Origin of the sequence: Pseudomonas sp. ARP3 (genome assembly GCF_001029595.1) — a bacterium.
GTDB classification, from domain to species: Bacteria; Pseudomonadota; Gammaproteobacteria; order Pseudomonadales; family Pseudomonadaceae; genus Aquipseudomonas; species Aquipseudomonas rhodesiae.
This window is the reverse complement of record NZ_LEKF01000001.1, coordinates 141,521-166,057: the sequence shown is the minus strand read 5'-3', so window position 1 is coordinate 166,057 and position 24,537 is coordinate 141,521. Positions and strand designations below refer to the sequence as shown.

Annotated in this window: 23 protein-coding genes; 10 read left to right on the top strand and 13 right to left on the bottom strand. The window is 61.0% G+C overall.

Annotated elements, in window-relative coordinates; all coding sequences use genetic code 11:
- Positions 1-41: 41 nt before the first annotated feature.
- Positions 42-908 (top strand): DUF6279 family lipoprotein, encoded by an 867-nt coding sequence (locus ABX75_RS00745; protein ID WP_047881297.1) that lies wholly within the window; start codon positions 42-44, stop codon positions 906-908.
- A gap of 33 nt (positions 909-941) precedes the next feature.
- Here the strand turns inward: ABX75_RS00745 and ABX75_RS00740 are convergent, their stop codons facing one another.
- The gene (locus tag ABX75_RS00740) at positions 942-1,343 is read right to left on the bottom strand and encodes a hypothetical protein (protein WP_034114778.1); all 402 of its coding nucleotides are present in this window, start codon (positions 1,341-1,343) and stop codon (positions 942-944) included.
- A 155-nt stretch (positions 1,344-1,498) separates the two neighbouring features.
- On the opposite strand from ABX75_RS00740, the gene ABX75_RS00735 reads away from it, so the two are divergent.
- Positions 1,499-1,774 carry a hypothetical protein gene (locus ABX75_RS00735; RefSeq protein ID WP_034099632.1) on the top strand — a complete coding sequence of 92 codons (276 nt, stop codon included), beginning with the start codon at positions 1,499-1,501 and terminating at the stop codon, positions 1,772-1,774.
- A gap of 49 nt (positions 1,775-1,823) precedes the next feature.
- Here the strand turns inward: ABX75_RS00735 and ABX75_RS00730 are convergent, their stop codons facing one another.
- Complete coding sequence (locus ABX75_RS00730) at positions 1,824-3,170, bottom strand: DEAD/DEAH box helicase (protein ID WP_016979359.1); 1,347 nt, start codon at positions 3,168-3,170, stop codon at positions 1,824-1,826.
- 193 nt (positions 3,171-3,363) lie between these two features.
- Between ABX75_RS00730 and ABX75_RS00725 the strand changes: the two genes are divergently transcribed.
- Positions 3,364-4,662, top strand: a complete 1,299-nt coding sequence (locus tag ABX75_RS00725; RefSeq protein WP_047881296.1) for a mechanosensitive ion channel family protein — start codon at positions 3,364-3,366, stop codon at positions 4,660-4,662.
- Here the strand turns inward: ABX75_RS00725 and ABX75_RS00720 are convergent.
- The 3 genes from ABX75_RS00720 to ABX75_RS00710 all read right to left on the bottom strand — a co-directional run bounded on the left by ABX75_RS00720 (position 4,659) and on the right by ABX75_RS00710 (position 6,796).
- Positions 4,659-5,528: a carboxylate/amino acid/amine transporter gene (locus tag ABX75_RS00720; protein WP_034099636.1), complete on the bottom strand. Its 870-nt coding sequence runs from the start codon at positions 5,526-5,528 to the stop codon at positions 4,659-4,661. The genes ABX75_RS00725 and ABX75_RS00720 overlap by 4 nt on opposite strands.
- Before the next feature lie 202 nt (positions 5,529-5,730).
- Positions 5,731-6,330: an FMN-dependent NADH-azoreductase gene (locus ABX75_RS00715; protein ID WP_034114781.1), complete on the bottom strand. Its 600-nt coding sequence runs from the start codon at positions 6,328-6,330 to the stop codon at positions 5,731-5,733.
- 151 nt (positions 6,331-6,481) lie between these two features.
- Positions 6,482-6,796, bottom strand: coding sequence for a hypothetical protein (locus ABX75_RS00710; protein ID WP_034099640.1), 315 nt, complete (start codon positions 6,794-6,796; stop codon positions 6,482-6,484).
- A 49-nt stretch (positions 6,797-6,845) separates the two neighbouring features.
- On the opposite strand from ABX75_RS00710, the gene ABX75_RS00705 reads away from it, so the two are divergent.
- From ABX75_RS00705 to aqpZ, 5 genes are all read left to right on the top strand, one after another.
- On the top strand, positions 6,846-7,769 hold the full coding sequence (locus tag ABX75_RS00705; protein ID WP_034099642.1) for a LysR family transcriptional regulator: 924 nt from the start codon (positions 6,846-6,848) through the stop codon (positions 7,767-7,769).
- A 14-nt stretch (positions 7,770-7,783) separates the two neighbouring features.
- Positions 7,784-8,587 (top strand): alpha/beta fold hydrolase, encoded by an 804-nt coding sequence (locus ABX75_RS00700; RefSeq protein ID WP_047881295.1) that lies wholly within the window; start codon positions 7,784-7,786, stop codon positions 8,585-8,587.
- Between the two features lie 3 nt (positions 8,588-8,590).
- Positions 8,591-9,154: a peptidylprolyl isomerase gene (locus tag ABX75_RS00695; protein WP_047881294.1), complete on the top strand. Its 564-nt coding sequence runs from the start codon at positions 8,591-8,593 to the stop codon at positions 9,152-9,154.
- Positions 9,155-9,236: 82 nt separating this feature from the next.
- Positions 9,237-11,069, top strand: a complete 1,833-nt coding sequence (locus ABX75_RS00690; RefSeq protein ID WP_047881293.1) for an ABC transporter ATP-binding protein — start codon at positions 9,237-9,239, stop codon at positions 11,067-11,069.
- 147 nt (positions 11,070-11,216) lie between these two features.
- Positions 11,217-11,918 carry an aquaporin Z gene (aqpZ, locus tag ABX75_RS00685; protein ID WP_034099649.1) on the top strand — a complete coding sequence of 234 codons (702 nt, stop codon included), beginning with the start codon at positions 11,217-11,219 and terminating at the stop codon, positions 11,916-11,918.
- 71 nt (positions 11,919-11,989) lie between these two features.
- Here aqpZ and ABX75_RS00680 read toward each other — a convergent pair whose 3' ends face one another.
- From ABX75_RS00680 to ABX75_RS00670, 3 genes are all read right to left on the bottom strand, one after another.
- The gene (locus ABX75_RS00680) at positions 11,990-12,238 is read right to left on the bottom strand and encodes a BrnA antitoxin family protein (RefSeq protein WP_034114783.1); all 249 of its coding nucleotides are present in this window, start codon (positions 12,236-12,238) and stop codon (positions 11,990-11,992) included.
- Positions 12,239-12,254: 16 nt separating this feature from the next.
- The gene (locus tag ABX75_RS00675) at positions 12,255-12,494 is read right to left on the bottom strand and encodes a BrnT family toxin (RefSeq protein WP_047881292.1); all 240 of its coding nucleotides are present in this window, start codon (positions 12,492-12,494) and stop codon (positions 12,255-12,257) included.
- 77 nt (positions 12,495-12,571) lie between these two features.
- The gene (locus ABX75_RS00670; RefSeq protein ID WP_047881364.1) at positions 12,572-13,696 is read right to left on the bottom strand and encodes a GNAT family N-acetyltransferase; all 1,125 of its coding nucleotides are present in this window, start codon (positions 13,694-13,696) and stop codon (positions 12,572-12,574) included.
- A gap of 285 nt (positions 13,697-13,981) precedes the next feature.
- On the opposite strand from ABX75_RS00670, the gene ABX75_RS00665 reads away from it, so the two are divergent.
- Entirely contained in the window at positions 13,982-15,304 is a 1,323-nt protein-coding gene (locus ABX75_RS00665) for a putative porin (protein ID WP_034099652.1), read from the top strand.
- 107 nt (positions 15,305-15,411) lie between these two features.
- Here ABX75_RS00665 and ABX75_RS00660 read toward each other — a convergent pair whose 3' ends face one another.
- From ABX75_RS00660 to aceK, 5 genes are all read right to left on the bottom strand, one after another.
- The gene (locus ABX75_RS00660) at positions 15,412-15,657 is read right to left on the bottom strand and encodes a zf-HC2 domain-containing protein (RefSeq protein WP_034099654.1); all 246 of its coding nucleotides are present in this window, start codon (positions 15,655-15,657) and stop codon (positions 15,412-15,414) included.
- Complete coding sequence (locus ABX75_RS00655) at positions 15,651-16,265, bottom strand: RNA polymerase sigma factor (protein ID WP_034114785.1); 615 nt, start codon at positions 16,263-16,265, stop codon at positions 15,651-15,653. Before ABX75_RS00655 ends, ABX75_RS00660 begins: the two co-directional genes overlap by 7 nt.
- A gap of 16 nt (positions 16,266-16,281) precedes the next feature.
- Positions 16,282-17,403, bottom strand: coding sequence for a beta-ketoacyl-ACP synthase III (locus ABX75_RS00650; protein WP_034099658.1), 1,122 nt, complete (start codon positions 17,401-17,403; stop codon positions 16,282-16,284).
- A 264-nt stretch (positions 17,404-17,667) separates the two neighbouring features.
- On the bottom strand, positions 17,668-21,579 hold the full coding sequence (gene hrpA / locus ABX75_RS00645; RefSeq protein WP_047881291.1) for an ATP-dependent RNA helicase HrpA: 3,912 nt from the start codon (positions 21,577-21,579) through the stop codon (positions 17,668-17,670).
- 100 nt (positions 21,580-21,679) lie between these two features.
- Positions 21,680-23,395 carry a bifunctional isocitrate dehydrogenase kinase/phosphatase gene (aceK, locus tag ABX75_RS00640; protein ID WP_034114787.1) on the bottom strand — a complete coding sequence of 572 codons (1,716 nt, stop codon included), beginning with the start codon at positions 23,393-23,395 and terminating at the stop codon, positions 21,680-21,682.
- 195 nt (positions 23,396-23,590) lie between these two features.
- Here aceK and ABX75_RS00635 point away from each other — a divergent pair, with 195 nt between their 5' ends.
- A complete protein-coding gene (locus ABX75_RS00635; RefSeq protein WP_034114788.1) occupies positions 23,591-24,487 on the top strand; it encodes a DMT family transporter in 897 nt (298 codons plus the stop codon).
- Positions 24,488-24,537: the final 50 nt, after the last annotated feature.

Below are 24,537 nucleotides of genomic sequence, written 5' to 3'. Positions count from 1 at the left end.
GGGTTCACATGCACAAGTCCCCTCTGTGCAAGGATCCGCTCATGCTGCGTCGGCTCAAACTATTGGTGGTAGTACTGACCCTGAGCCTGGTGCTCGCCGGCTGCAATCGCGTGGGCCTGGCCTATCGCAATCTGGACGTGATCATCCCCTGGACCCTCAATGACTACCTGGACATGAACGCCGGGCAGAAGAGCTGGTTCAACGACACACTCAAAGAACACCTGGCCTGGCATTGCACCACGCAACTGCCGGGCTACCTGGACTGGCTGGACCGCCTGCAACAGATGGTGGACGCCAATCAAGTCACGGACGCCGCGCTGCAAACCCGCACCGTCGAGGCCAAACAAGCGATTGCCGAGGTTGCACGAGAAATCACCCCGTCGGCCATCGAGCTGCTGCAAGGGCTGGACGATGAGCAGGTCGAGGAAATGAACGCCGCGCTGGCCAAAGACCTGCGCAAGCGTCAGGACGAATACCTCAAGCCCCCACTGCAACAGCAGATCAAGGAGCGCGCCGAACGCATGCGCAAGCGCCTGGACAGCTGGATGGGCCCGCTCAGCCCCAGCCAGCAAGCCCGCGTCCTGGCCTGGTCGGTCGCGCTGGGTGAGCAGAATGAGCAGTGGATCGGCAACCGCGCCCATTGGCAGGCGCAGTTTATCGACGCGGTCCAGCAACGCCGCAGTGCCGATTTCCCACAAAAGATGCAGCAACTGCTGGTGGACCGTGAAAGCCTATGGACCCCGCAATACCGTGCCGCCTACGCCCAGACTGAAGCGCAAGCGCGAAGCCTGATCGTCGACTTGATGGCCGACAGCACGCCGCAACAGCGGTTAAAACTCACCCAGAAAATCGACGGCGTGCGCAGCGACTTCAAGGCACTCAAGTGCCTCAAGGCCGCTGCCCGTTGAAATGCGGGCTGCCTTAGCAACTCGACAACGATCCTAGATCGCGCCGCCCGCAATCGCCGCTTCGGAAGCCACGCGATCAAAGGTTTCAGGGTCCAATGCGTCTTCCTGCTCGTCCATGACCTGACGCGGATGAGCGTTGCCAGGAATGGAGCTGTCAATCAGGGACAGCAGGCTCGCTCCCCGTGGGGTCAAAATGAAATTCTCGCCGTTACCGCCTTGTTCTTCCGGGCGCGATTCGATAAAGCCGCGCTTGAACAGCAACGCTTCATAGTCGGCGGCGGTCTTTTTCAGCGCATCCAGGTTGCCGATGGACTCACCGGCCGTGGCCTTGTCGGCGGCTTCCTGCTCCGCATATTTGCGCGGGGCGAAGCTGCCCTCGCCGTTTTGCACTTCGTGCAGCAAACGTTCGATCAAATCCCAGTTGTAAGTCGTCATCCTGATTCCTCCTGCGGGCGTGAGCAAAAGTGGCCCGTCAGCAGGTGTGACCTGTCACGTCGGCAGCCGTTCAGCCGAATGGACGGGCGTCATTTCTCTGAACTTTCCAGACGTTCGCCCCCTCAACTGCGTACAAACGCCAAGGAGGTCGCCCCATGAAAACCCTGATGAATCTGACCGTCGCCGCCGCTCTGCTCACCGCCCTGCCGACCTGGGCCTGTACGCCGGAAGAAGCCACCGCCAAGCGCGAGGAGCTGGCTAAGCAAGTGACCCGGCTCACCGAACAGAACCCAGCCAAGGCCAAGGAGATGAACGACGAACTGCAGAAAATGGACCTGGACACCGAGAGCGCGGAGTTCCCCGACAAATGTCAGTTGATCGACGCGCGCCTCAAAGAACTGAAAGAGGCCGCCGCCAAGGCCGAAAACTGAGCCCATAAAAAAACCGGACATCGTCCGGTTTTTTTATATCGCCCCAGGCTTATTCAGCAGCTGGCGCTTCGGGTTTGCGGCGCTTGAGCGGGGCCATGCCGTCCTTGCTCACCAACGACAGGTTGTCGGTCTTCGGGCGGTTGGCGATCTTGCGCTTGGTCGGCGACTTGGCGCCGGTTTTCTTCTTGTCGCCCTTGGCGTCGGTCTTTTTCTTCTTCACGCCGACGGCCTTGCCCGACGCCTTGACCTTCTTCGGCCCGGTGTAGGTGCCTTTGACTTCCTTGATGGTGCGGCGCTCGAACGACTGCTTGAGGTAGCGTTCGATACTCGACATCAGGTTCCAGTCGCCGTGGCAGATCAGCGAGATGGCCAGGCCATCGTTGCCGGCCCGCCCGGTGCGGCCGATACGGTGCACGTATTCGTCGCCGCTGCGCGGCATGTCGAAGTTGATCACAAGGTCGAGGCCATCCACGTCCAGGCCACGGGCGGCCACGTCGGTGGCCACCAGGATCTTCACACCGCCGGCCTTGAGGCGGTCGATGGCGAGCTTGCGATCTTTCTGGTCTTTCTCGCCGTGCAGCACGAACGCCTTGTATTCCTGGGCGACCAGGCGGCCGTAGATGCGGTCGGCGGCGGCGCGGGTGTTGGTGAACACAATGGCTTTCTGATAGGTCTCGTTGGCCAGCAGCCAGTTGAGGATCTGCTCTTTGTGCACATTATGGTCGGCGGTGACGATCTGCTGACGCGTGGTGGCGTTGAGGTCGCTGACGTTGTTGACCTGCAGGTGTTCCGGGTTGTTCAGCACCTTGGCGACCATGTCGCGCAGGGTCGAACCGCCGGTGGTGGCGGAGAACAACATGGTCTGTTGACGGTTGACGCACTCGCCCACCAGGCGCTGCACGTCGTCGGCAAAGCCCATGTCGAGCATGCGGTCGGCTTCGTCGAGTACCAGCACTTCGACTTCCTTGAGGTCCAGGTTGCCGGCGTTGAGTTGTTCGATCATGCGCCCTGGCGTGCCGATCAGAATGTCCGGCACCTTACGCAGCATGGCGGCCTGCACCTTGAAGTCTTCACCGCCGGTGATGATGCCGGACTTGATGAAGGTGAACTGCGAGAAGCGTTCGACTTCCTTCAGGGTCTGCTGGGCCAGCTCGCGGGTCGGCAGCAGGATCAGGGTCTTGATGCTGACGCGGACCTTGGCCGGGCCAATCAAACGATTCAGGACCGGCAGGACGAAAGCGGCGGTCTTGCCGCTACCGGTTTGCGCTGTCACCCGCAGGTCACGCCCTTCGAGCGCGAGCGGGATGGCCGCGGCTTGCACAGGCGTAGGCTCGACAAATTTAAGCTCGGCCACGGCTTTGAGCAGGCGTTCGTGCAGGGCGAATTGGGAAAACACGGGTGCTACCTCGAAGAAATGCAAAATATCAGCTGCATAGGGTAACGGTTTCGGGCGTCCAAACCGAGTTTCTTTACGCGAACGGGCCCAATCAGGCGTTTTTTTGTGCTTGATTGTGTCGGCGACGTCAACTTTGTCGCACTCAGGTGCTCTAATCGCCCCCGACTTGTCTTACCGAGGAATCGCTTTATTCATGGATATCAAACAGCTCTGGCGCAACGTCCAAGACCTTTGGGACGCACTCGACCAACATCCCATGCTGCATGCGGGCCTGGGCTTGCTGGTATTGCTGGTGGTGGCCCTGGTACTGGGTCGGGTGGCGCGCTACCTGATCCTGCACGCGGTCAAACTGCTCGGGCGCCAACCGGCCCTGCACTGGCTCAACGACCTGCGGCACAACAAGGTTTTCCATCGTCTGGCGCAGATGACACCGTCTCTGGTGATTCAGTTCGGCCTGTATCTGGTGCCCGACCTGAGCAAGACTGCCACGTTGTTCATCGGCAACGTGGCCCTGGCGTTCACCATCCTGTTCCTGGTGCTGGCCATAAGCGCCCTGCTCAACGCCCTACTGGACATCTACGCCCGCACCGAACACGCACGCACCCGTTCGATCAAGGGCTATGTGCAATTGGCCAAGATGGTGCTGTTCGTGTTCGGCGCGATCATCATCGTTGCCACCCTGATCGACCGGTCGCCGCTGTTGCTGTTGTCCGGCCTGGGTGCAATGTCGGCGGTGATTCTGTTGGTCTACAAGGACACGCTGCTGTCGTTCGTCGCCAGCGTGCAGTTGACCAGCAACGACATGCTACGGGTCGGCGACTGGATTGAAATGCCCCAGGTCGGCGCCGACGGCGATGTGGTGGACATCACCTTGCACACGGTGAAAGTGCAGAACTTCGATAAAACCATCGTCTCCATCCCCACCTGGCGCTTGATGTCCGAATCGTTCAAAAACTGGCGCGGCATGCAGGCCTCGGGCGGGCGGCGCATCAAGCGCAGCTTGTTCATCGATGCCAGCGGCGTGCGCTTCCTGCGTGACGACGAAGAAGTGCGCATGACCCAGGTGCACCTGCTCACCGATTACATCAGCCGCAAGCAAGCCGAACTCAGGGCCTGGAACCAAGCTCAGGGTCACAGCGCGCAGTTGTCGGCCAACCGCCGGCGCATGACCAACCTCGGCACCTTCCGCGCCTACGCGCTGGCCTACCTGAAAAGCCACCCGGACATCCAGCCGAACATGACCTGCATGGTCCGCCAGATGCAGACCACCGCCCAAGGCGTGCCGCTGGAGATCTACTGCTTCACCCGCACCACGGCGTGGGCCGATTACGAACGAGTCCAGGGCGATATCTTCGATTACCTGCTGGCGGTGTTGCCGGAGTTCGGCCTGAGCCTGTACCAGCAACCCAGTGGCAACGATCTGCGGGCGGGGATGCTGCCGGCGGTGGCGGGCGCCAGTCATTTAGCAGCCCCGGATTACCCGGCGGTTTAAGCCAGCGAGCGGTTGGGCGCCTTGACGCCCAACCGACTGATCCACACCGCCCCCACAATCACCAGCCCGCCCAAGGCCAACCGGCCCAGCGGCTCGTGCTGGTTCCAGATCAACAGGTTGAGCAACAACCCAACCGGTACGTGCAAGTTATTCATCACCGCCAGGGTGCCGCCGTTGACCAGGCATGCGCCCTTGTTCCACCAGTACAGGCCCAATGCCGTGCTGACCAGGCCGAGGAACACCAGCACACCCCATTGCAGCGGCGCTTGCGGCAGAAAATCAGCTTTGCCGAACAACAGGAACGCCGGCAACACCACCAGCAATGCGCCGAGGTAGAAATAGCCGAAGCGTCGGTAGTGCGGCAGGTCGCTCGGGTAGCGCGCCACCAGGTGCTTGTACATGACCTGCCCGGCGGCATAGGTGAAGTTGGCCAATTGCAGCAGCAAAAAGCCCATCAGGAAGTGCGGGGTGACCTGGTCGAAGCGAATCACTGCCGCACCCGCCACTGCCACCAGGGCAGCCAGCAATGCCCAGGGATTAAAGCGGCGGTTGAGAGCATCTTCGATCAGGGTCACATGCAGTGGCGTGAGGATGGTGAACAGCAGCACCTCCGGCACGGTAAGCACGCGAAAGCTCAGGTACAGGCACACGTAGGTCACGCCGAACTGCAGCGCGCCGATCACCAGCATGCCGCGCATGAACGCCGGCTCCACCGAACGCCAGCGCGTCAGCGGGATAAACACCAGCCCGGCCAGCACCACGCGCACCAGCACCGCGAAGTAGCTGTCGACGTGACCGGCGAGGTATTCGCCGATCAAGCTGAAGGAAAATGCCTGAATCAGGGTGACAACCAGTAGATAGCCCATGCGCGCCTCGTTTCGAATGGGCGGGACATTAAAGCTTTTCGCCGCGGGACGAAACTCGGGGCAAAAAAAACCCGACCTCGCTAAAGCGTCAGTCGGGCAGGAGCACTCAGGAGCACAAGTGCAAAGGGAGGTTCGTTACGCGTACTTGAAGGGTTGGCGTGCAGCGATATAAACACCGCGGGATTATCTGGCGATTAAAGCTTCACACCACCTGGGCCAACTGGGCTTTGGCGTGATTGATGCCTTTTTCCTGGAAGTCGCCGCTCAGGTTCACCCCTTCGGCATGAATAAAAGCGACCTCATGAATCCCGATAAAGCCCATAACCTGGCGCAGATACGGTTCCTGATGATCGGAGCTGGCGCCGGTATGAATGCCGCCGCGCGCGGTGAGCACAATGGCGCGCTTGCCGGTCAGCAGGCCCTGGGGCCCGGTGGGTGTGTATTTGAACGTCACGCCGGCACGCAATACGTGGTCCAGCCAGGCTTTCAAGGTGCTGGGGATGGCAAAGTTGTACATCGGCGCGGCCAGTACCAGCACGTCGGCGGCCAACAGCTCATCGGTCAATTCGTTGGAGCGGTCCAGAGAGATCTGTTCGTCGTCGTTGCGCTGTTCCGACGGTTTCATCCAGCCGCCGAGCAGGTTGGCGTCCAAATGCGGAACCGGGTTGAGGGCCACGTCGCGCACGGTGATCCGGTCCGCCGGGTGGGCGGCCTGCCATTGGCTGATGAACTGTTGAGTGAGTTGGCGGGAAATGGAATCCTGCTGGCGTGCACTGCTTTCGATGATCAGAACGTTGGACATGGCTATGTAGGCTCCATCTGAAACTGCTGTAAGTCGATGGAGAAAAGATTAACCAGGGCTCATTCGATAAAAAAGCGCAAAAAACTGCTATAACCCATCTAGAAATTTGTTGATAAGCGGAGTATCCCTGTTGGCCTGCTCCGCTGATGGGTTATTTCGGGGTGCAGGTCAGGGCGATACGCATCTTGATAATCGCGCGGTTGAATTTGACCGTGGTGTTGGTGCTCTTGCCGGCCGGTACCGAGACGGTACGCCGACGCGGCGACTCCGGACCGTTGGTGAAGACTACCGAGCACTGGGCATCGTTGGTGCCGTAGTTATTCAGTTGAATCGAACTGATATCGGCATCCACGTCGGTCGCAGTGTAGTCCACGCTCACGCCGTCGATCTTTTTGCTCACATCGATAGGGTAGGCGAACGCGCTCAACGGCAGCAGCGCCAGCAGCACACAACAGAATTTTCTCATTCGGCAGTCTCCAATAAGGACCGCCAGCTTAGGACAAGAGGAACCCATCTTGAAAGCGCCCCGCGTTACCCTCGATCAATGGCGCACGCTGCAAGCCGTGGTCGACCATGGCGGCTTCGCCCAGGCGGCCGAAGCGCTGCACCGTTCGCAGTCTTCGGTGAGCTACACCGTAGCCCGCATGCAGGACCAACTCGGCGTGCCGCTGCTGCGCATCGACGGGCGCAAGGCTGTACTCACCGACGCCGGTGAAGTGCTGTTGCGCCGCTCGCGGCAACTGGTGAAAAACGCCAGCCAGTTGGAAGACCTCGCCCACCATATGGAGCAAGGCTGGGAAGCCGAAGTGCGCCTGGTGGTGGACGCCGCCTACCCCAACGCTCGCCTGGTGCGCGCCTTGAGTGCATTTATGCCGCAAAGCCGCGGTTGCCGCGTGCGCTTGCGTGAGGAAGTGCTGTCCGGCGTCGAAGAGCTGCTGATCGAAGGCGTGGCCGACCTGGCGATTTGCGGTTTCAGTATCCCCGGCTACCTGGGCACCGAGATGAGCGATGTGGAGTTTGTCGCCGTCGCCCACCCCGAGCACGCCCTGCACCGTATGAACCGCGCGCTGAGCTTCCAGGACCTGGAAAGCCAGATGCAAGTGGTGATCCGCGACTCCGGCCGTCAGCAGCCGCGGGATGTGGGCTGGCTCGGCGCCGAACAGCGCTGGACCGTCGGCAGCCTGGCCACGGCGGCGTCCTTTGTAGGCAGCGGCCTGGGCTTTGCCTGGTTGCCACGGCACATGATCGAACGCGAACTCGCCGAGGGCGTGCTCAAGCAGCTACCTTTGGAACAGGGCGGCAGCCGCCATCCCACGTTCTACCTGTATTCGAACAAGGACAAACCCTTGGGGCCGGCCACGCAGATCCTCGTGGAATTGCTGCGCACCTTCGACACCGCTCCGTTGGACGCCCCTTTCGCCGCCCCTCGACAAGCCTGAAACGGAGTTCAAGCATGCCCTGGTTCGACCATGACGACTGCAGCCTGCACTACGAGGAATACGGCCACGGCACCCCACTGATCTTGATTCATGGCCTGGGCTCCAGCAGCCAGGACTGGGAGCTGCAGGTGCCGGTGCTGTCCCGGCATTACCGCCTGATCGTGGTAGATGTACGCGGCCATGGGCGCTCCGACAAACCTCGCGAACGCTACAGCATCCCTGGCTTCAGCGCCGATCTGAGCGCACTGATCCAACACCTCGACCTGCCGCCGGCCCATGTGGTGGGGTTGTCGATGGGTGGCATGATTGCGTTTCAGTTGGCGGTGGACGAGCCCGGCAGCGTCCGCAGCCTGTGCATCGTCAACAGCGCGCCTGAGGTCAAGTTGCGCAGCGCCAATGACTATTGGCAATGGACCAAACGCTGGACGCTGGCCCGGGTGCTCAGCCTGAACACCATCGGCAAGGCTCTCGGTGACCGGCTGTTTCCCAAACCGCAGCAGGCCGACCTGCGGCGCAAGATGGCCGAACGCTGGGCAAAAAACGACAAACGTGCTTATCTCGCCAGCTTCGACGCCATTGTGGGCTGGGGCGTGCAGGAACGACTGTCCAGCATCGCCTGTCCAACCCTGGTCATCAGCGCCGACCACGACTACACCCCTGTGGCGCAAAAACAAATCTATGTAAAACTGCTGCCCGATGCGCGACTGGTGGTCATCGAAGATTCCCGCCATGCCACGCCCTTGGATCAACCCGAGGTCTTTAACGCAACCCTGCTCGAATTTCTAAAGACCGTCGACACCACTGCTCAGGATCACTGACCCATGCTGAAAAAAATCGCCTTCTTTGCCGGTTCCGTTCTGTTCGCTGCCAACTTGATGGCGGCCCAGCCGGCCAAGGCGCCGCACGTTTTGATCTCCACCACCAATGGTGACATTGAAGTCGAACTGGACCCGGTCAAGGCGCCGATCAGTACCAAAAACTTCCTGGACTACGTAGACAAAGGCTTTTACACCAACACCATTTTCCATCGCGTGATTCCGGGTTTCATGGTCCAGGGCGGGGGTTTCACTCCACAGATGCAGCAGAAAGACACCCAGCCGCCGATCAAGAACGAAGCCAGCAACGGCCTGCACAACGTGCGTGGCACGCTGTCGATGGCACGCACCTCCAACCCGGATTCGGCCACCAGCCAATTCTTCATCAGCGTGGCGGACAATGCGTTCCTCGACCCAGGCCGTGACGCCGGTTACGCGGTATTCGCCAAAGTGGTCAAGGGCATGGACGTGGTCGACATCATCGTCAACTCCCAGACCACCAACAAGCAAGGCATGCAAAACGTGCCGATCGACCCTGTCGTGATCAAGTCGGCCAAGCGCATCGACTGACGTCTGCAGGATGCTCCGCGCACAGCCCACAAGGCTGTGCGCGCACCTGAAAGGAGAGCCCGCTCGGCGGGCGTCAACCCCAATGCTCTATCGTCGTTTCGAACAACTGATCGATATTTTTCGCGACGCGCCCAGCGCCGCACCACCTGACAAAGTCCTACCCTTCTACCTCTACTACCTGCGCCAAGTGTGGCCGCATTTTGCCGCCCTGCTGGTGGTGGGCCTGATCGGTGCGCTGATCGAAGTCGCGCTGTTCAGCTACCTGAGCCGCATCATCGACCTGGCCCAGGGCACGCCGCCGGCGAATTTTTTCCAGGAGCACAGCAGCGAGCTGATCTGGATGGCCGTGGTCGCCCTGTTGCTGCGTCCGATCTTCGGCGCCCTGCATGACCTGCTGGTGCATCAAACGATCAGCCCCGGCATGACCAGCCTGATCCGCTGGCAGAACCACAGCTACGTGCTCAAACAGAGCTTGAATTTCTTCCAGAACGACTTCGCCGGGCGGATCGCCCAGCGCATCATGCAAACCGGCAACTCGCTGCGCGATTCCGCTGTGGCGGCGGTGGATGCGATCTGGCACGTCGCGATTTATGCCATCAGCTCGCTGGTGCTGTTTGCCGAAGCGGACTGGCGCCTGATGATCCCGCTGGTGACGTGGATCATCTGCTACAGCCTGGCGCTGCGGTATTTCGTGCCGCGGGTCAAAGAGCGCTCGGTGATTTCCTCCGAGGCGCGCTCCAAACTGATGGGGCGCATCGTCGATGGCTACACCAATATCGCCACCTTGAAGCTGTTCGCGCACACCCAGTACGAGCAGCAATACGCCAAGGAAGCGATCATCGAGCAGACCGAAAAAACCCAGCTGGCCAGCCGTGTGGTCACCAGCATGGACATCGCGATCACCACCATGAACGGCCTGTTGATCGTCACTACCACGGGCCTGGCCCTGTGGTTATGGACGCAGTCGCTGATCTCGGTGGGCGCCATCGCCCTGGCCACGGGCCTGGTGATCCGCATCGTCAACATGTCCGGCTGGATCATGTGGGTGGTCAACGGTATTTTCGAAAACATCGGCATGGTGCAGGACGGGTTGAAGACTATCGCCCAACCGCTGGCCGTGGTCGACCGTGAAAACGCCCCGCGCCTGAGCGTGCCCCATGGCGAAGTGCGCTTCGAGCAGGTGGATTTCCACTACGGCAAACAGAGCGGGATCATTGGCGGCCTGAACCTGACCATCAAGGCCGGGGAGAAAATCGGCCTGATCGGGCCGTCCGGCGCGGGCAAATCGACCTTGGTCAACCTGCTGCTGCGCCTGTACGACCTGCAAGGTGGGCGCATCCTGATCGACGGCCAGAACATCGCCGAGGTGGCCCAGGAAACCTTGCGCGAGCAGATCGGCATGATTACCCAGGACACCTCGCTGCTGCACCGCTCGATCCGCGACAACCTGCTCTACGGCAAGCCTGACGCCACCGATGAAGAACTCTGGAGCGCGATCCACAAAGCCCGCGCCGATGAATTCATCCCACTGCTGTCAGACTCCGAAGGCCGCACCGGGTTGGACGCTCACGTCGGCGAACGCGGGGTGAAACTCTCCGGTGGGCAGCGCCAGCGCATCGCCATTGCGCGGGTGCTGCTCAAGGATGCACCGATCCTGATCATGGACGAGGCCACCTCGGCGCTGGACTCGGAAGTAGAAGCAGCGATCCAGGAAAGCCTGGAAACCCTGATGCAAGGCAAAACAGTGATCGCGATTGCCCACCGCCTGTCGACCATCGCCCGCATGGACCGCTTGGTGGTGCTGGAGAAAGGCCGGATCGCCGAGAGCGGCAGCCATACCGAACTGTTGGCCCATGGCGGGCTGTATGCGCGGCTATGGCAGCATCAAACCGGTGGCTTCGTCGGTATCGACTGAACACAACGCTGGTTGCACCGTCCGCCTGGCACTTTGCGCTGACCATGCTGTAATTCAGTGCAGTGCCCAGACGGGCGCTGAAGTAAATCTGCAGGGAGCATCACTGATTTACTGATTCGGTAGAGCGATCTATCAAGGACGGGTTTCATGTCTTTGTTCAAGCGTTCAGTCACAGAGGGGCTGGGTACGTTTTGGCTGGTGTTGGGTGGGTGCGGCAGCGCGGTATTGGCCGCAGCGTTCCCGGCGGTTGGGATCGGGTTGCTGGGGGTTTCCCTGGCGTTCGGGCTGACGGTGTTGACCATGGCGGTCGCCATCGGCCATATCAGCGGTTGTCACCTCAACCCAGCCGTGACGGTGGGCTTGGTGGTCGGCGGGAGGTTTCCGGCCAAGGAGTTACCGGCCTATATCATCGCCCAGGTCATAGGCGGCGTAGTCGCGGCGGCATTGTTGTATATGATCGCCAGCGGCAAGCCAGGCTTCGAATTGGCGTCGGGGCTGGCTGCCAACGGGTATGGCGAGCACTCACCCGGCGGCTATTCGCTGGCGGCGGGGTTCGTCAGTGAGCTGGTGATGACGGCGATGTTCCTGGTGATCATCCTCGGCGCCACCGACCCACGCGCCCCCAAGGGCCTGGCGCCCATCGCCATCGGCCTGGCTTTGACCCTGATCCACCTGATCTCCATTCCCGTGACCAACACCTCGGTCAACCCGGCGCGCAGCACAGGCCCGGCGCTGATCGTGGGTGGGTGGGCGATCCAGCAGTTGTGGTTGTTCTGGCTGGCGCCGTTGCTGGGTGCGGCGATCGGCGGTTTTATTTACGGATGGTTGGGTAAGGAGCCTCCAGCCTGACGCCCCCATACCACGATGGGCCGGGGCAGCCCTGCCGATACAGGGCAGGGCTGCATTCAATAGAGGCTGACTTAACCCTGATGGGCCTGCATGTATTGACGCAACAATTGGTTGATCCGTGTCTGGTAGCCCGTACCCTGACCTTTGAACCACTCAAGAACGTCAGCATCCAGCCGAATAGTCACCGCCTGTTTTACAGGCACACGTAACTCCGCACGTCGGAAAAATTCGGCGTCCAGCTCAGGGATGTCGCTGGTATCGATTTCTTTATCTTTCATCTTGGCCAGGCGCTCCCAATCAGTTTTGGATGTTTGCGTCATAGTATTTGGCCTCCTTCTAAGTTGCCTTTCGGGCGGAGATGATACGAATCACATCACCACACCGCTCGGTGTATACGACTACACCCATTAACCGTTTTATCCAGCCAATACAGATCCAACGCTCTTCCCCATAATCCGCTCGATCATCGCGCAAGGCCAGCATCGGATGGCGAAAAATATCGGGTACGTCATTGAAATCGATTCCGTGCTTGGAAATATTGACCTTGTTTTTTGATTCATCCCATTCAAAACGCATGGCAATGCCTGTATGTACTTTTGTACATACAAAATAGCCAATTTTACAGTTCGTTTGCCGCGACGCGGACGAACGGCTTACGCCTGCCGATACGGCAGCGCCGCCCTCGCTTCTTCGGCATAGGCCAAAACGCCTACCCGTTCGCGCTCGAGAAAATCCTCCACCGCCTTTTTCAAGCCCGGATGCCGCAGGTAGTGCCATGACCGCGTGATCACCGGCTCGAACCCACGGATCAGTTTGTGCTCACCCTGGGCACCGGCGTCGAAACGTTGCAGGCCTTGGGCGATGGCGTAGTCCATGCCCTGGTAGAAACAGGTTTCGAAATGCAGGCGGTCGAATTCCGCCAGGCAGCCCCAGTAGCGGCCGTAGAAGCTGTCGCCGCCGATCAGGCTGAAAGCCATGGCCACTGGGCGTGTGCCCTGCTTGGCCAGTACCACGCGGATTGCCTCGGGCATACGTTCGGCCAGCAGGCTGAAAAAGGCGCGAGTCAGGTACGGCGCCTGGCGACGGACTGCATAGGTGTTGGCGTAACAGGCGTAGACAAAATCCCACTGCGCCTCGCTCAGTTCGTGGCCTTGCAGCCATTCGAACTCGATGCCCTGCCCCGCCACTTGCTCGCGCTCCTTACGCATCTGCTTGCGTTTGCGCGAGCTCAGGGCGTCGAGGAAATCCTGAAAGTCGCGGTAGCCGCGGTTCTGCCAGTGGAATTGACAACCCAGGCGCTGCAACCAGCCCGGTTGGCCGGCCAAGGCCTCATCAGCCAACCCGTCGGTAAAGTTGATATGCGCGCTGGAGAGCCCTTCGATTTCCAGGTAACCGGGCAGGCTGTTGAGCAGCTCGAAACCATCCTCGACGCTGGCGGCTAGCAAACGCGGGCCGCTTACCGGGCTGAACGGCACGCCTACCAGCAGTTTGGGGTAGTAATCGATACCGGCGCGCTCACAGGCATCGGCCCAGCCGTGATCGAACACGTACTCGCCATAGGAATGCCATTTGCGATAACCGGGCAGCGCCGCCACCAGTCGATCGCCCTCCCAGTGCAGCAAATGCTCCGCTTGCCAGCCTGACTGCGGGCCCAGGCTGGCACTGTCCTCCAAAGCGCTGAGGAAGGCATGTCGCACAAAGGGCTGGGCGCTCGGTAGCAGCGCATCCCATGTCTGCGGGGCGATTTCGGACAGGCTGTCCAGGCGTTGCAACGGCATCGGCATCCTCACTACATCATGGCGTGAAAGCTTCGCGAGTATCGCTTATCGCCGCGACCAGCACACCCTTGAATCGCCGGACAAGGCTCTAAACCAATAGTTCCACGCCCGAACAATTTGTCACCGACATGACATTACTTTGCCACTGTTCCGTCATAAACCACCGCGATACTGACGCCTGTTTTTAGAGCGCCTGGTTCTAGCAGGCGGTTATTTTTTTCCGTCCGTCAACGGTCGGTTGTGTCCTGGATGGTTTGCCATCCCTCCCCACTTTCGGAGATTGATATGCGTCTTGCTTCCACTAAAACTGCGGCGGTCCTGTGTGGCGGCCTGTTGCTGGCCTTGAGCGTTCCGGCCAGCGCCGCAGTCGACGCTAAATTGCTCGACATGCTCAAGGCCAACGGCCAGATCACTGCGGCGCAGTACACCGAACTGCAAACCGAGTTGGCCAAAGACCAGAAAGAACAGCAGATCGCACGGCAAGCTCAACAAGAGACCAACGAACAGATCGCGGCCACCGCCAAGAAAGCCAACGAACTGAGCGTGTTCGACCAGAAGCTGGCCTGGGCCGCCAAGACGCAGTTCAAGGGTGATGTACGCTTCCGCCAGGAAACCATCAAGATCGACGGCGAACCCAACAACGGCGGGCGTGACAAGGATCGTCAGCGCATCCGTGCCCGCCTGGGCGCTTACACCGAGATCAACCCGCAAGTGGACACCGGCATCCGTATCGCCACCGGTGGCGGCGACGATGCGCGCTCCACCAACCAGGATCAGGATGGCTACTTCGACAAGAAGTCGATCTGGCTGGACCTGGGCTACATCGACTACCACCCCGACCAGATCAAGAACCTGCACGTGATCGGCGGCAAGATGCTGCAACCGTGGGTCAACATGGGCGATGTGATCTGGGATAGCGATATCAACCCTGAAGGCCTGGCCCTGACCTACAAGTACCCGCTGGGCAGCAGCGCCGAGCTGTTCGGCAGCATCGGTAACTACAACCTCAAAGACAACGTCGACGGCGACGGCGTGCAATTCCGCCACGACCTGCGCCTGACCGCCGGCCAGTTGGGCTCGCGTTTCTCGCTGACCGACAACCTGAAACTGACCGTGGGCGGCAGCGTCTACGCCTATCAGAACGATGAGGACAGCCGCTGCACCACGACCACCACGCCGTGCGCGCTGGCGGTCAACGGTAATTCGGCCAACGAAGAGTTCCGCCTGTACGAAGGTTTCAGCCAACTGGACATCGGCGGCCTGGCCGTACCGCTGTCGCTGTACGGTCAATACGTGAAAAACAACGACGCCTCCACCGATCAGGACACCGCCTGGTTGCTGGGCGCCAAGTCCAAGGTGTTCGGTTTCAACCTGGACTACAACTACCGCGACACCCAGCGTAACGCCGTGGTCGGCGCCTTCACCGACTCGGACTTCGCCAACGGCACCACCGGTTCGCGCGGTCACAAGTTCAAAGTGGGTTACGACATCGACAAGAACTTCGCGGTCGGTGCCACGTACTTCCTGACCAAGGCGGATTTCTCCAGCCGTACCCAGCGCGACGCCGACACCAACACCCTGCAGTTGGATGCCGAAGCCAAGTTCTGAAGCTAGGCGTTGTAAGCCTTGGGCCAGGAAGGCCCGAGGTGGTTGTCACAGTCTGGCGTGGGCGGGGCGATCCCCATCATCCGTTCGGCTCACCCACGCGAGCCTGTTTATTTCCCGTCTTTGCGATCCTTGCGCCGCTCGTCAGCGAGCCTCTGCGCCAAGGCATCCACATTCTTGACCGGCGCGTCGGGCATCATCTTCAAGGTGGCTTGCATCAGGCGCATCTGGCGGATAAACCGGCGGCAGTTCGCGCAGAACATCAAGTGATGACGCACCATCAGGCGCTCGCGAAAGGTCAATTGCCCATCGAGATAATCACTGGAACGTGCCACTTGTTCTTTACAGGTCAGCATTCGCCGGTTTCCTCAAAATGCTCCACCGTGGCGAAGACTTTAAGCCGTGCCCTATGCAACAGCACTCGCACATTGGAGAGCGAGAGGGTCAGCAGATTACAGATTTCTTCCAACGCCAGGCCCTGGCGTTCGCGCAAGACCAACACACTGCTTTGCAGCTCGGACAAGCTCAGCAACGTATGTTCCAGGCAGTCGCGCAGCTCGTCCTCGGTGAGTAACGCCTCCGGCGTGTCCTGGTGCCAGGCATAAGGGGCGACGGCCCAGTGACCGTCATCGGGGCTGAAACGGTCGTCGCCGATGGTGCCGTGGGGCGAAGGCAAATCGTCGAGCAGCACCTCCCGACGATTCTGCTTGTAACGGCCCTTGGCGGCATTGGCGGTGATGGTCAGCAACCAGGTCTTGAGGCTGGAACGCCCCTCGAACTTCGCCAGGTTGCGCACCACCGACAGCCAGGCGTCCTGTACCACTTCATCGGCATGGCGCTGGCCGACGATGGCATAAGCCACCGCCCGCATCGCGCTCTGATAGGTGCTAACCAGTTCTTTGTAAGCCTGCTGCTCGCCCTTGAGCAGGCGTTCAAGCAGGTGCGCGTCGTCCGCTGCAGCCATTAAAGACTCCGGTTATTCAGCGCTTGCGCAGGATGACACTGCCGATCGAATAACCCGCGCCGAACGAACTGAGCACGGCAACCGAGCCCTTGGGCAAGTCGTCCTGGTAAGTGTGAAACGCAATCACGGAACCGGCCGAACTGGTGTTGGCGTAGGTATCGAGAATCACCGGCGCCTCTTGCACCGTGGCTTCGCGGCCCAGCAGTTTCTTCACGATCAGGTGGTTCATGCTCAGGTTGGCCTGGTGCAGCCAGAAGCGCTTCACATCCGCCACATTCAGCTGGTTTTCTTGCAGGTGCACGCCAATCAGCTCAGCGACCATCGGGCATACGTCGCGGAACACCTTGCGGCCTTCCTGCACGAACAGCTTGTCCGGCGCACCGATGCCTTCCGGCGCCGCGCGATTGAGAAAGCCGAAGTTGTTGCGGATGTTGTTGGAGAACTTGGTCAGCAGCTTGGTGCTTACCACGTCGAATTGATGCTCGGAGGTGGCCAGGTCGGCACGCTCCAGGATCACCGCCGTGGCGGCATCGCCGAAGATGAAATGGCTGTCGCGGTCACGAAAGTTCAGGTGACCGGTGCAAACTTCCGGGTTGACCATCAGGATCGCCCGGGCCTGGCCCAGCTGGATGCTGTTGGCGGCATTCTGGATGCCGAACGTAGCGGAAGAACAGGCCACGTTCATATCGAAACCAAAGCCTGCGATACCCAGGGCTTCCTGGACTTCAATGGCGATGGCCGGGTAAGCGCGCTGCAGGTTGGAGCAGGCGACGATCACACCGTCGATGTCGGCGGCGGTCTTACCGGCGCGTTGCAGGGCCTGTTCAGCGGCACCGACGGCCATCTGGCAGAGCACCGACCACTCGTCGTTACTGCGCTCCGGCAGGCTCGGGGTCATGCGCTGGGGGTCGAGAATGCCGTCCTTGTCCATCACGAAGCGGCTTTTGATACCCGATGCTTTCTCGATAAAGGCCGCGCTGGACTCGGTCAGCGCTTGCACATCGCCGCGCTCGATGGCGGCGGCGTTGTCGCTGTTGAACTGATGCACGTAGGTATTGAAAGACTGCACCAGCTCTTCGTTGGAGATGCTGTTGGCCGGGGTGTACAGGCCAGTGCCGCTGATGACGACGTTATGCACGGTCGTTCCTCTAAATCTGTCAGGCAGAAGATATTGGTACCGTCGTACCAAACTGTAAGTAGTCCGATTCCGCACCGCGGACACCAAACTGGCATCGCTTTATTCCATCGCGCCGCAGACTTCTGCGACGATCCCGGCATTTATAGCGGCGAAGTTTGCCACAAACACCGGGATTTGGCGCCATCTGCCAGCGGGTTTCAATAGGAGAGGCGCCACGCCCCCTCTACTATTTTAATCTGCCTGCCTGGCTGACCGAAAAAGGGATCAGGCCTCGACCAGGCTCCACTGCTTGCTCAATCGCTTGTCGGAAATCGGCACCTTGGTTCCAAGCTGTTGGGCAAACAGTGACACGCGGTATTCCTCCAGCCACCAACGGTACAGCTCCAGTTGCGGGTCGCGCTTGCCTTCTTGGGTGTGTTTGTTCAGGCGGTTCTGGTACTGCGTCCACAGGCCGCTGAGTTCACCGCTCCACACTCGATCTTTCTGTACCTGGCTCGGTAGCTTCTCCAGACGCAATTCGATGGCCTTGAGGTAGCGCGGCAGTTCCTTGAACCATTGCGCCGGCGTTTCACGTACGAAGCCTGGGTACACCAGGTTGCTCAGTTGCTGTTTGATGTCGTTCAACGCCACGGCCTGGGCCAGATCGATCTTGCCTTTGAAGCGCTTTTGCAGGCCGTGCCAGAGTTTCAGCACATCCAGGGTCAGGCGCGCCAGGCGCTCGGCGTGTTCGGTCCAGCCGCTGCGCTTGCGCTCGGCCAGGGCCGCCAGGCCGGCGCCGTCGCGCGGCAGGCTGGCTTCGCCTTCCAACACACAGCTGTCGAGGCTGGCCAACAGGATGTCTTCGACCAGAGCGTCGATACGCCCCAGTTCGCGGTACATCAGCCCCAGTTCGGTAAGACCAGGCAACTTGCCGCGCAGGAATTTTGCCGGTTCCGCCAGCTGCTGCATCAAGAGGCGCTGCAAAGCGCGACGGTGCTGGAACTCTGCCTCGGCGGCGGTTGAGAAACGCCCTTCCTTGACCGTGCCGTTCTCTTCCACCAGCGCCGGGTACACCGTCATGGACAGCCCGGCGATGTTCTGCTGGGTCTTCTCGGCCACCGCCGCGAACACCTTGGCCTCCACCGGTTGTTGGCTTTTCGCGGTCTGCGGCACGGCGAGCGCGGCTTGGCTGGCTTCGGCGAAGCGTGCGGTCAGTTCGGCCAGGTCGCGCCCTTCACCGAGGAACTTGCCCTGGCCGTCGACCACTTCCAGATTCATCTTCAGGTGGTTTTCCACCTGCTGCGCCGCTTCTGCCCAGGCTTCGTCACTGACCCGCGCACCGGTCATGCGCAGCAGTTCGCGCCCCAGCGCCTGGGGCAGCGAGCCCTGGCCGAACTCGATACGTTGCAGCGCGGCCTTGACGAAGTCCGGCACCGGCACAAAGTTCTTGCGCAACGCTTTGGGCAGGTTGCGCACCAGCGCGATGCACTTGGCTTCGATCAAACCTGGCACCAGCCATTCCAGGCGCTCGGCGGGCAACGCCGGCAACAGCGGCGCCGGCACGCGCAAGGTCACACCGTCGCGCGGGTGGTTGGGTTCGAAGTGGTAACTCAAGGCCAGGGCCAGATTGCCCAAGTGCAAGGTGTCGGGGTAATGCGCGGCGGTGACTTCGCTGGCCTCGCGGGCCAGCACGTCCTCCTCGCGCATGATCAGCAATTGCGGATCTTTCTGGCTGTTGATCTTGTACCAGCTGTCGAAGGTCGCGGTCTGGTGGATTTCCGCCGGCAAGCGCGCGTCGTAGAAGGCGTACAGGGTTTCTTCGTCGGCCAGGATATCGCGACGGCGGGCCTTGGCTTCCAGTTCGTCGAGCTGCTCCAGCAAGCGCTGGTTGGCGCTGAGGCACCTGGCGCGGGACTGAATCTCGCCGCGCACCAGACCTTCGCGGATAAACAATTCCCGTGAGACGACCGGGTCGACTGGGCCGTAATGCACCGGCCGGCGGCCGACCACAATCAGCCCGAACAGGGTGATTTGCTCAAAGGCCACGACCTGGCCGCGCTTCTTCTCCCAATGGGGCTCGAAGTGGTTCTTCTTGATCAAGTGCCCGGCCAGCGGCTCGATCCAGTCGGCGTCGATCTTGGCCACCATGCGCGCATACAGCTTGGTGGTTTCCACCAGTTCGGCGGTCATCAGCCATTGCGGGCGCTTTTTGCCGATGCCCGAGGACGGGTGGATCCAGAAGCGCCGCTGACGCGCCCCGAGGTAATCGCCGTCTTCGGTCTTCTGGCCGATCTGGCTGAGCAGACCAGACAACACGGCTTTGTGCAGTTTCGGGTAGTCCGCCGGGTCTTTATTGATGGCCAACTGCATATCGCGGCAAATCAGGCTCAACTGCCGATGGGAGTCGCGCCACTCGCGCAGGCGCAAATAGTTGAGGAAGTTTTTGCGGCACCAGTTGCGCAGCGGGCTGGCGGTCAGTTCCTGGCGCTGCTCTTCAAAGCCGCGCCACAGATTGACCAAGCCGGCGAAGTCCGAATCCGGGTCTTTCCACTGCGCGTGGGCCTGGTCGGCGGCCTGTTGGCGCTCCGGTGGGCGCTCGCGCGGGTCCTGGATCGACATGGCACTGGCGACGATCAGCACTTCCTGCAAACTGCCGAGCTTGGCCGCTTCCAGTAGCATGCGGCCCATGCGCGGGTCCACCGGCAGGCGCGCCAACTGGCGGCCCAGTGGGGTCAACTGGCTGTTTCGGTCCACCGCCGACAGCTCTTGCAGCAGATTGAAACCGTCACTGATGGCCTTGCCGTCCGGCGGTTCGATAAACGGGAAGTCGGTAATTTCGCCCAGGCGCAGGTGCAGCATTTGCAGGATCACCGCGGCGAGGTTGGTGCGCAGGATTTCCGGGTCGGTGAATTCCGGACGGCCGATAAAATCCTCTTCGCTGTACAAACGCACGCAGATGCCCGGCTCAACCCGACCGCAGCGGCCCTTACGCTGGTTGGCGCTGGCCTGGGAAATCGCTTCGATGGGCAGGCGCTGCACCTTGGCGCGGTAGCTGTAGCGACTGATGCGCGCCGTGCCGCTGTCGATCACATAGCGAATGCCCGGCACCGTCAGCGAGGTCTCCGCGACGTTGGTCGCCAGCACCACGCGACGGCCAGGATGGGATTGGAAAATCCGCTGCTGCTCGGCCGGCGACAGGCGCGCATACAACGGCAGAATCTCGGTGTGCTTGAGCTGGGCCTTGCGCAGCATGTCGGCGGCGTCGCGAATCTCGCGCTCGCCCGGCAGGAACACCAACACGTCGCCGGGGCTACGCCGTTCGCTGCGCTCGTAGGCGGCGATTTCATCGAGGGTGGCGAGGATCGCCTGGTCGACGGTGAGGTCGTCCTCGACACGGTTGCCCTCCTCGTCCTGCTCCAGGGTCAGCGGGCGGTACCAAGTCTCCACCGGGAACGTACGACCCGAGACCTCCACGATGGGCGCATCGTCGAAGTGCTTGGAGAAGCGCTCCAGGTCGATGGTGGCCGAAGTGATGATCACTTTGAGGTCCGGGCGACGCGGCAACAGGGTCTTGAGGTAGCCGAGCAGGAAGTCGATGTTCAGGCTGCGTTCGTGGGCTTCGTCGACGATGATCGTGTCGTAGCGTTCCAGATAACGGTCGTTCTGGGTTTCCGCCAGCAGGATGCCGTCGGTCATCAGCTTGATCAGGGTGTTGGCGTCGCTCTGGTCTTCGAAACGGACCTGGTAACCGACCAGCGCGCCGAGGGGCGTGGCCAGTTCTTCGGCGACGCGGCTGGCCACGCTACGCGCAGCGATCCGGCGTGGCTGGGTATGGCCAATCAGGCCGTACTGGCCACGACCGATCTCCAGGCAGATCTTCGGCAGCTGGGTGGTCTTACCCGAGCCGGTTTCGCCGGCAATGATCAACACCTGGTGCTTGCTCAGCGCGGCCTTGATCTCATCGCGCTTGGCGGCGATGGGCAGGCTGTCGTCATAGCGGATCACTGGCAGGCTGGCGCGCCGCGCCGTCACCTGGGCACAGGAGGCCTGCATGCGCGCGACCCACTGCGCCAACTTTTCCTCGTCGGGTTTCTTGCGCAGCTCAAGCAACTGCCGGCGCAAGCGGTGGCGGTCGGCGAGCATGGCGTGATCGAGGTTTTTGAGCAGTTGGTCGATAGTGGGCGCTTGGTCAGTCATCTGGTACGTGAGGGCCGTCTATTTATGCAGGGCGCCGATTGTGGCAGAAAAGCGGGGGTTAGCGGCAAGCTTCAAGCGGCCAGCAAGGGCCGCTTGAAACTTACGGCTGGCCCTTTCTCCTGTAAGGAAACACATCGATCACCTTCCCCGCCCGAATCGCCTCTTGCAGGCCCTTCCAATAATCCGCGTTGTACAACTCGCCATGCAGTTCATTGAATAGCTTGCGCTGGCCGATGTCGGCAAACAGGAACGGCGGGAACTCCTCCGGGAACACGTCCAGCGGCCCGATGGAGTACCAGGGCTCGGAGGCCATTTCATCCTCGGGTGTACGCGGGGCGGGAATGTGGCGGAAGTTGGCCTCGGTGAGAAAGCAGATTTCGTCGTAGTCGTAGAACACCACGCGGCCGTGACGGGTGACGCCGAAGTTCTTGAGCAGCATGTCACCGGGGAAAATATTCGCCGCCGCCAACTGCTTGATGGCCAGGCCGTAATCTTCCAGGGCTTCGCGTACCTGTGCGGGGTTGGCATTTTCCAGGTAGAGGTTGAGCGGGGTCATGCGCCGTTCGGTCCAGCAGTGGCGGATCAGCACGGTGTCGCCTTCCACTTCGACAGTCCCGGCGGCCACGTCCAGCAGTTCGGCCAGGCAATCAGGGTCGAACTTACTCAAAGGAAAGCGAAAATCGGCGAACTCCTGGGTATCGGCCATGCGCCCCACGCGGTCGACGCTTTTAACCAGGCGGTACTTTTCGATCACGGTGGCGCGGTTGACGTTTTTCGACGGTGAGAAACGGTCCTTGATGATCTTGAACACGGTGTTGAAGCCCGGCAGGGTGAACACGCTCATGACCATGCCGCGCACGCCGGGGGCCATGATGAACTGGTCGTCCGTGGTGGCCAGGTGGTTGATCAGCGCGCGGTAGAACTCCGACTTGCCGTGCTTATAGAAACCGATGGAAGTGTACAACTCGGCAATGTGCTTGCCCGGCAGAATGCGCTTGAGAAACCCGACGAATTCCGCCGGCACCGGCACATCCACCATGAAGTAGGAACGGGTGAACGAGAAGATGATCGACACCTCGGCCTCATCGGTGATCAGCGCATCGATGCGGATGCCCTGCCCTTCGCGGTGCAGCAGCGGAATCACCAGCGGCCATTGCTCATCGCGGGTATAGATGCGCCCGACCAGGTAGGCCCCTTTATTGCGGTACAGCACCGACGAAAACAGCTCGACTTTGAGGTCCGGGTCTTTGCACACCCAGTCCGGCAAGTTCTCCCGCAGTTGGGCTTCGAGTCGGTGCAAGTCGGCCGCCAGGTCGGCGTAGGGCTCGCTGAAGCGGTAGTCCTCGACGATCTGCGCGAGCATCTCGGCAATCTGCCCGGCGGGCGCGTAGACACGGGTTTGCGCCGCCCGCGCGCGGCGCAGGCTGGGCCGGGTGGTGTGGATAAACATGCAGCCGTCGCTGATCAGGTCGTGGCTGAACAGGCCGCAGAAGATCGAGTTGTACCAGGTCTCGGACAATTCATCGTCGAAACGCAGGTCGATCAGGCCGATATAGGCGCTTTTCACCAGAGGCCACAGGTCGATGTCCAGCAGATCGGCGGCCTCGAACCCAGCGCGCAGCCGCGTGGTGACTTCGCCGACCTTTTCTTCATACAGGTTGATCCGCGCCGCCGATGCCGCTTGGCCCAGCTGCCATTGGGCCTTTTCGAAACGCTCGCGCGCACCATCGGTGATCTGACGAAAGTGTTCGCGGTAGTCATCGAAGCCCTCAAGGATGGTGCGGGCGATGGCAAGGGCGGGCGTGGGCTGCGACATGCGGGAAACCTCGAACGGGCATCGGGAAGCCCTGAGCTTAGCCAGTGCGGGAACCCAGGAGAAGAAGGATTTTCGGCGCAGTTGGATTCAATCAGACAAAAAACCAGTGCGCACCCTGCCGTCACTGTAATCAGGGATTGTGCCGCGCAGGCCGCTGGGCAACACTCGCCGGCTTATTCGCGTAGGAAGTTTTCCGTGAGACCTGTCGACACCCTCTACCTGCTGGGACTGGCCGCTATCTGGGGCGCGAGTTTCTTGTTTATGCGCATCATTGCGCCGGAAATCGGTACGCTGCCCACCGCGTTCTTCCGCGTATCGATCGCCGCCGCCGGCTTGCTGGTGATGCTGGCCGTGATGCGGGTGAAATGGGATTTCCAGGGTAAATTCAGAACTGTCCTGCTGCTGGGGGTGATCAATTCCGGGATCCCCGCCACCATGTACTCGGTGGCCGCCCAAGTGCTGCCGGCCGGTTATTCGGCGATTTTCAACGCCACCACGCCGCTGATGGGCGTGTTGATCGGCGGGTTGTTCTTCAGCGAACGCCTGACCCCCTCGAAAATCGCCGGCGTGTGCCTGGGCCTGCTGGGCGTGGCCGTGCTGACCCGCGCCGGGCCGGTGGCATTCGACCTGCCCCTGCTGATGGGTGCCCTCGCCTGCCTGCTGGCCACCACCTGCTATGGCTTTGCCGGGTTCCTGGCACGCCGCTGGCTGGATCGACGCGGCGGCCTGGACAGCCGCCTCGCCGCTCTAGGCAGCATGCTCGGCGCGACCTTGTTTCTACTGCCATTCTTCGCCGTCAGTGCCCTATATCAGCCACCGGCCAGTTGGGGCGGTTGGCAGGTCTGGGCATCGCTGCTGGGGCTCGGGTTGGTGTGTACGGCGTTTGCCTACGTGCTGTACTTCCGCTTGCTGACGGCCATCGGGCCGGTGCGCTCGATGACCACCACATTCCTGATCCCGCCGTTTGGCGTGCTGTGGGGCGCCTTATTGCTGGATGAACCGCTGTCCATGGCTCATCTATATGGTGGGGTGTTGATCGCGGGCGCGCTGTGGCTGGTATTACGGGTAGGGAAACTGGCCAAGACCTTGTAGGCAGGTTTCATGCGGGGAGCCAGGGACGGTCGTTATACTGCCGCCCGGTA

Coding starts and splice junctions, on each gene's coding strand:
- ABX75_RS00745 (WP_047881297.1), top strand. CDS start 42: ATGCTGCGTCGGCTCAAACTATTGGTGGTAGTACTGACCCTGAGCCTG.
- ABX75_RS00740 (WP_034114778.1), bottom strand. CDS start 1,343: ATGACGACTTACAACTGGGATTTGATCGAACGTTTGCTGCACGAAGTG.
- ABX75_RS00735 (WP_034099632.1), top strand. CDS start 1,499: ATGAAAACCCTGATGAATCTGACCGTCGCCGCCGCTCTGCTCACCGCC.
- ABX75_RS00725 (WP_047881296.1), top strand. CDS start 3,364: ATGGATATCAAACAGCTCTGGCGCAACGTCCAAGACCTTTGGGACGCA.
- ABX75_RS00720 (WP_034099636.1), bottom strand. CDS start 5,528: ATGGGCTATCTACTGGTTGTCACCCTGATTCAGGCATTTTCCTTCAGC.
- ABX75_RS00715 (WP_034114781.1), bottom strand. CDS start 6,330: ATGTCCAACGTTCTGATCATCGAAAGCAGTGCACGCCAGCAGGATTCC.
- ABX75_RS00710 (WP_034099640.1), bottom strand. CDS start 6,796: ATGAGAAAATTCTGTTGTGTGCTGCTGGCGCTGCTGCCGTTGAGCGCG.
- ABX75_RS00700 (WP_047881295.1), top strand. CDS start 7,784: ATGCCCTGGTTCGACCATGACGACTGCAGCCTGCACTACGAGGAATAC.
- ABX75_RS00695 (WP_047881294.1), top strand. CDS start 8,591: ATGCTGAAAAAAATCGCCTTCTTTGCCGGTTCCGTTCTGTTCGCTGCC.
- ABX75_RS00690 (WP_047881293.1), top strand. CDS start 9,237: ATGCTCTATCGTCGTTTCGAACAACTGATCGATATTTTTCGCGACGCG.
- aqpZ (WP_034099649.1), top strand. CDS start 11,217: ATGTCTTTGTTCAAGCGTTCAGTCACAGAGGGGCTGGGTACGTTTTGG.
- ABX75_RS00680 (WP_034114783.1), bottom strand. CDS start 12,238: ATGACGCAAACATCCAAAACTGATTGGGAGCGCCTGGCCAAGATGAAA.
- ABX75_RS00675 (WP_047881292.1), bottom strand. CDS start 12,494: ATGCGTTTTGAATGGGATGAATCAAAAAACAAGGTCAATATTTCCAAG.
- ABX75_RS00670 (WP_047881364.1), bottom strand. CDS start 13,696: ATGCCGTTGCAACGCCTGGACAGCCTGTCCGAAATCGCCCCGCAGACA.
- ABX75_RS00665 (WP_034099652.1), top strand. CDS start 13,982: ATGCGTCTTGCTTCCACTAAAACTGCGGCGGTCCTGTGTGGCGGCCTG.
- ABX75_RS00660 (WP_034099654.1), bottom strand. CDS start 15,657: ATGCTGACCTGTAAAGAACAAGTGGCACGTTCCAGTGATTATCTCGAT.
- ABX75_RS00655 (WP_034114785.1), bottom strand. CDS start 16,265: ATGGCTGCAGCGGACGACGCGCACCTGCTTGAACGCCTGCTCAAGGGC.
- hrpA (WP_047881291.1), bottom strand. CDS start 21,579: ATGACTGACCAAGCGCCCACTATCGACCAACTGCTCAAAAACCTCGAT.
- aceK (WP_034114787.1), bottom strand. CDS start 23,395: ATGTCGCAGCCCACGCCCGCCCTTGCCATCGCCCGCACCATCCTTGAG.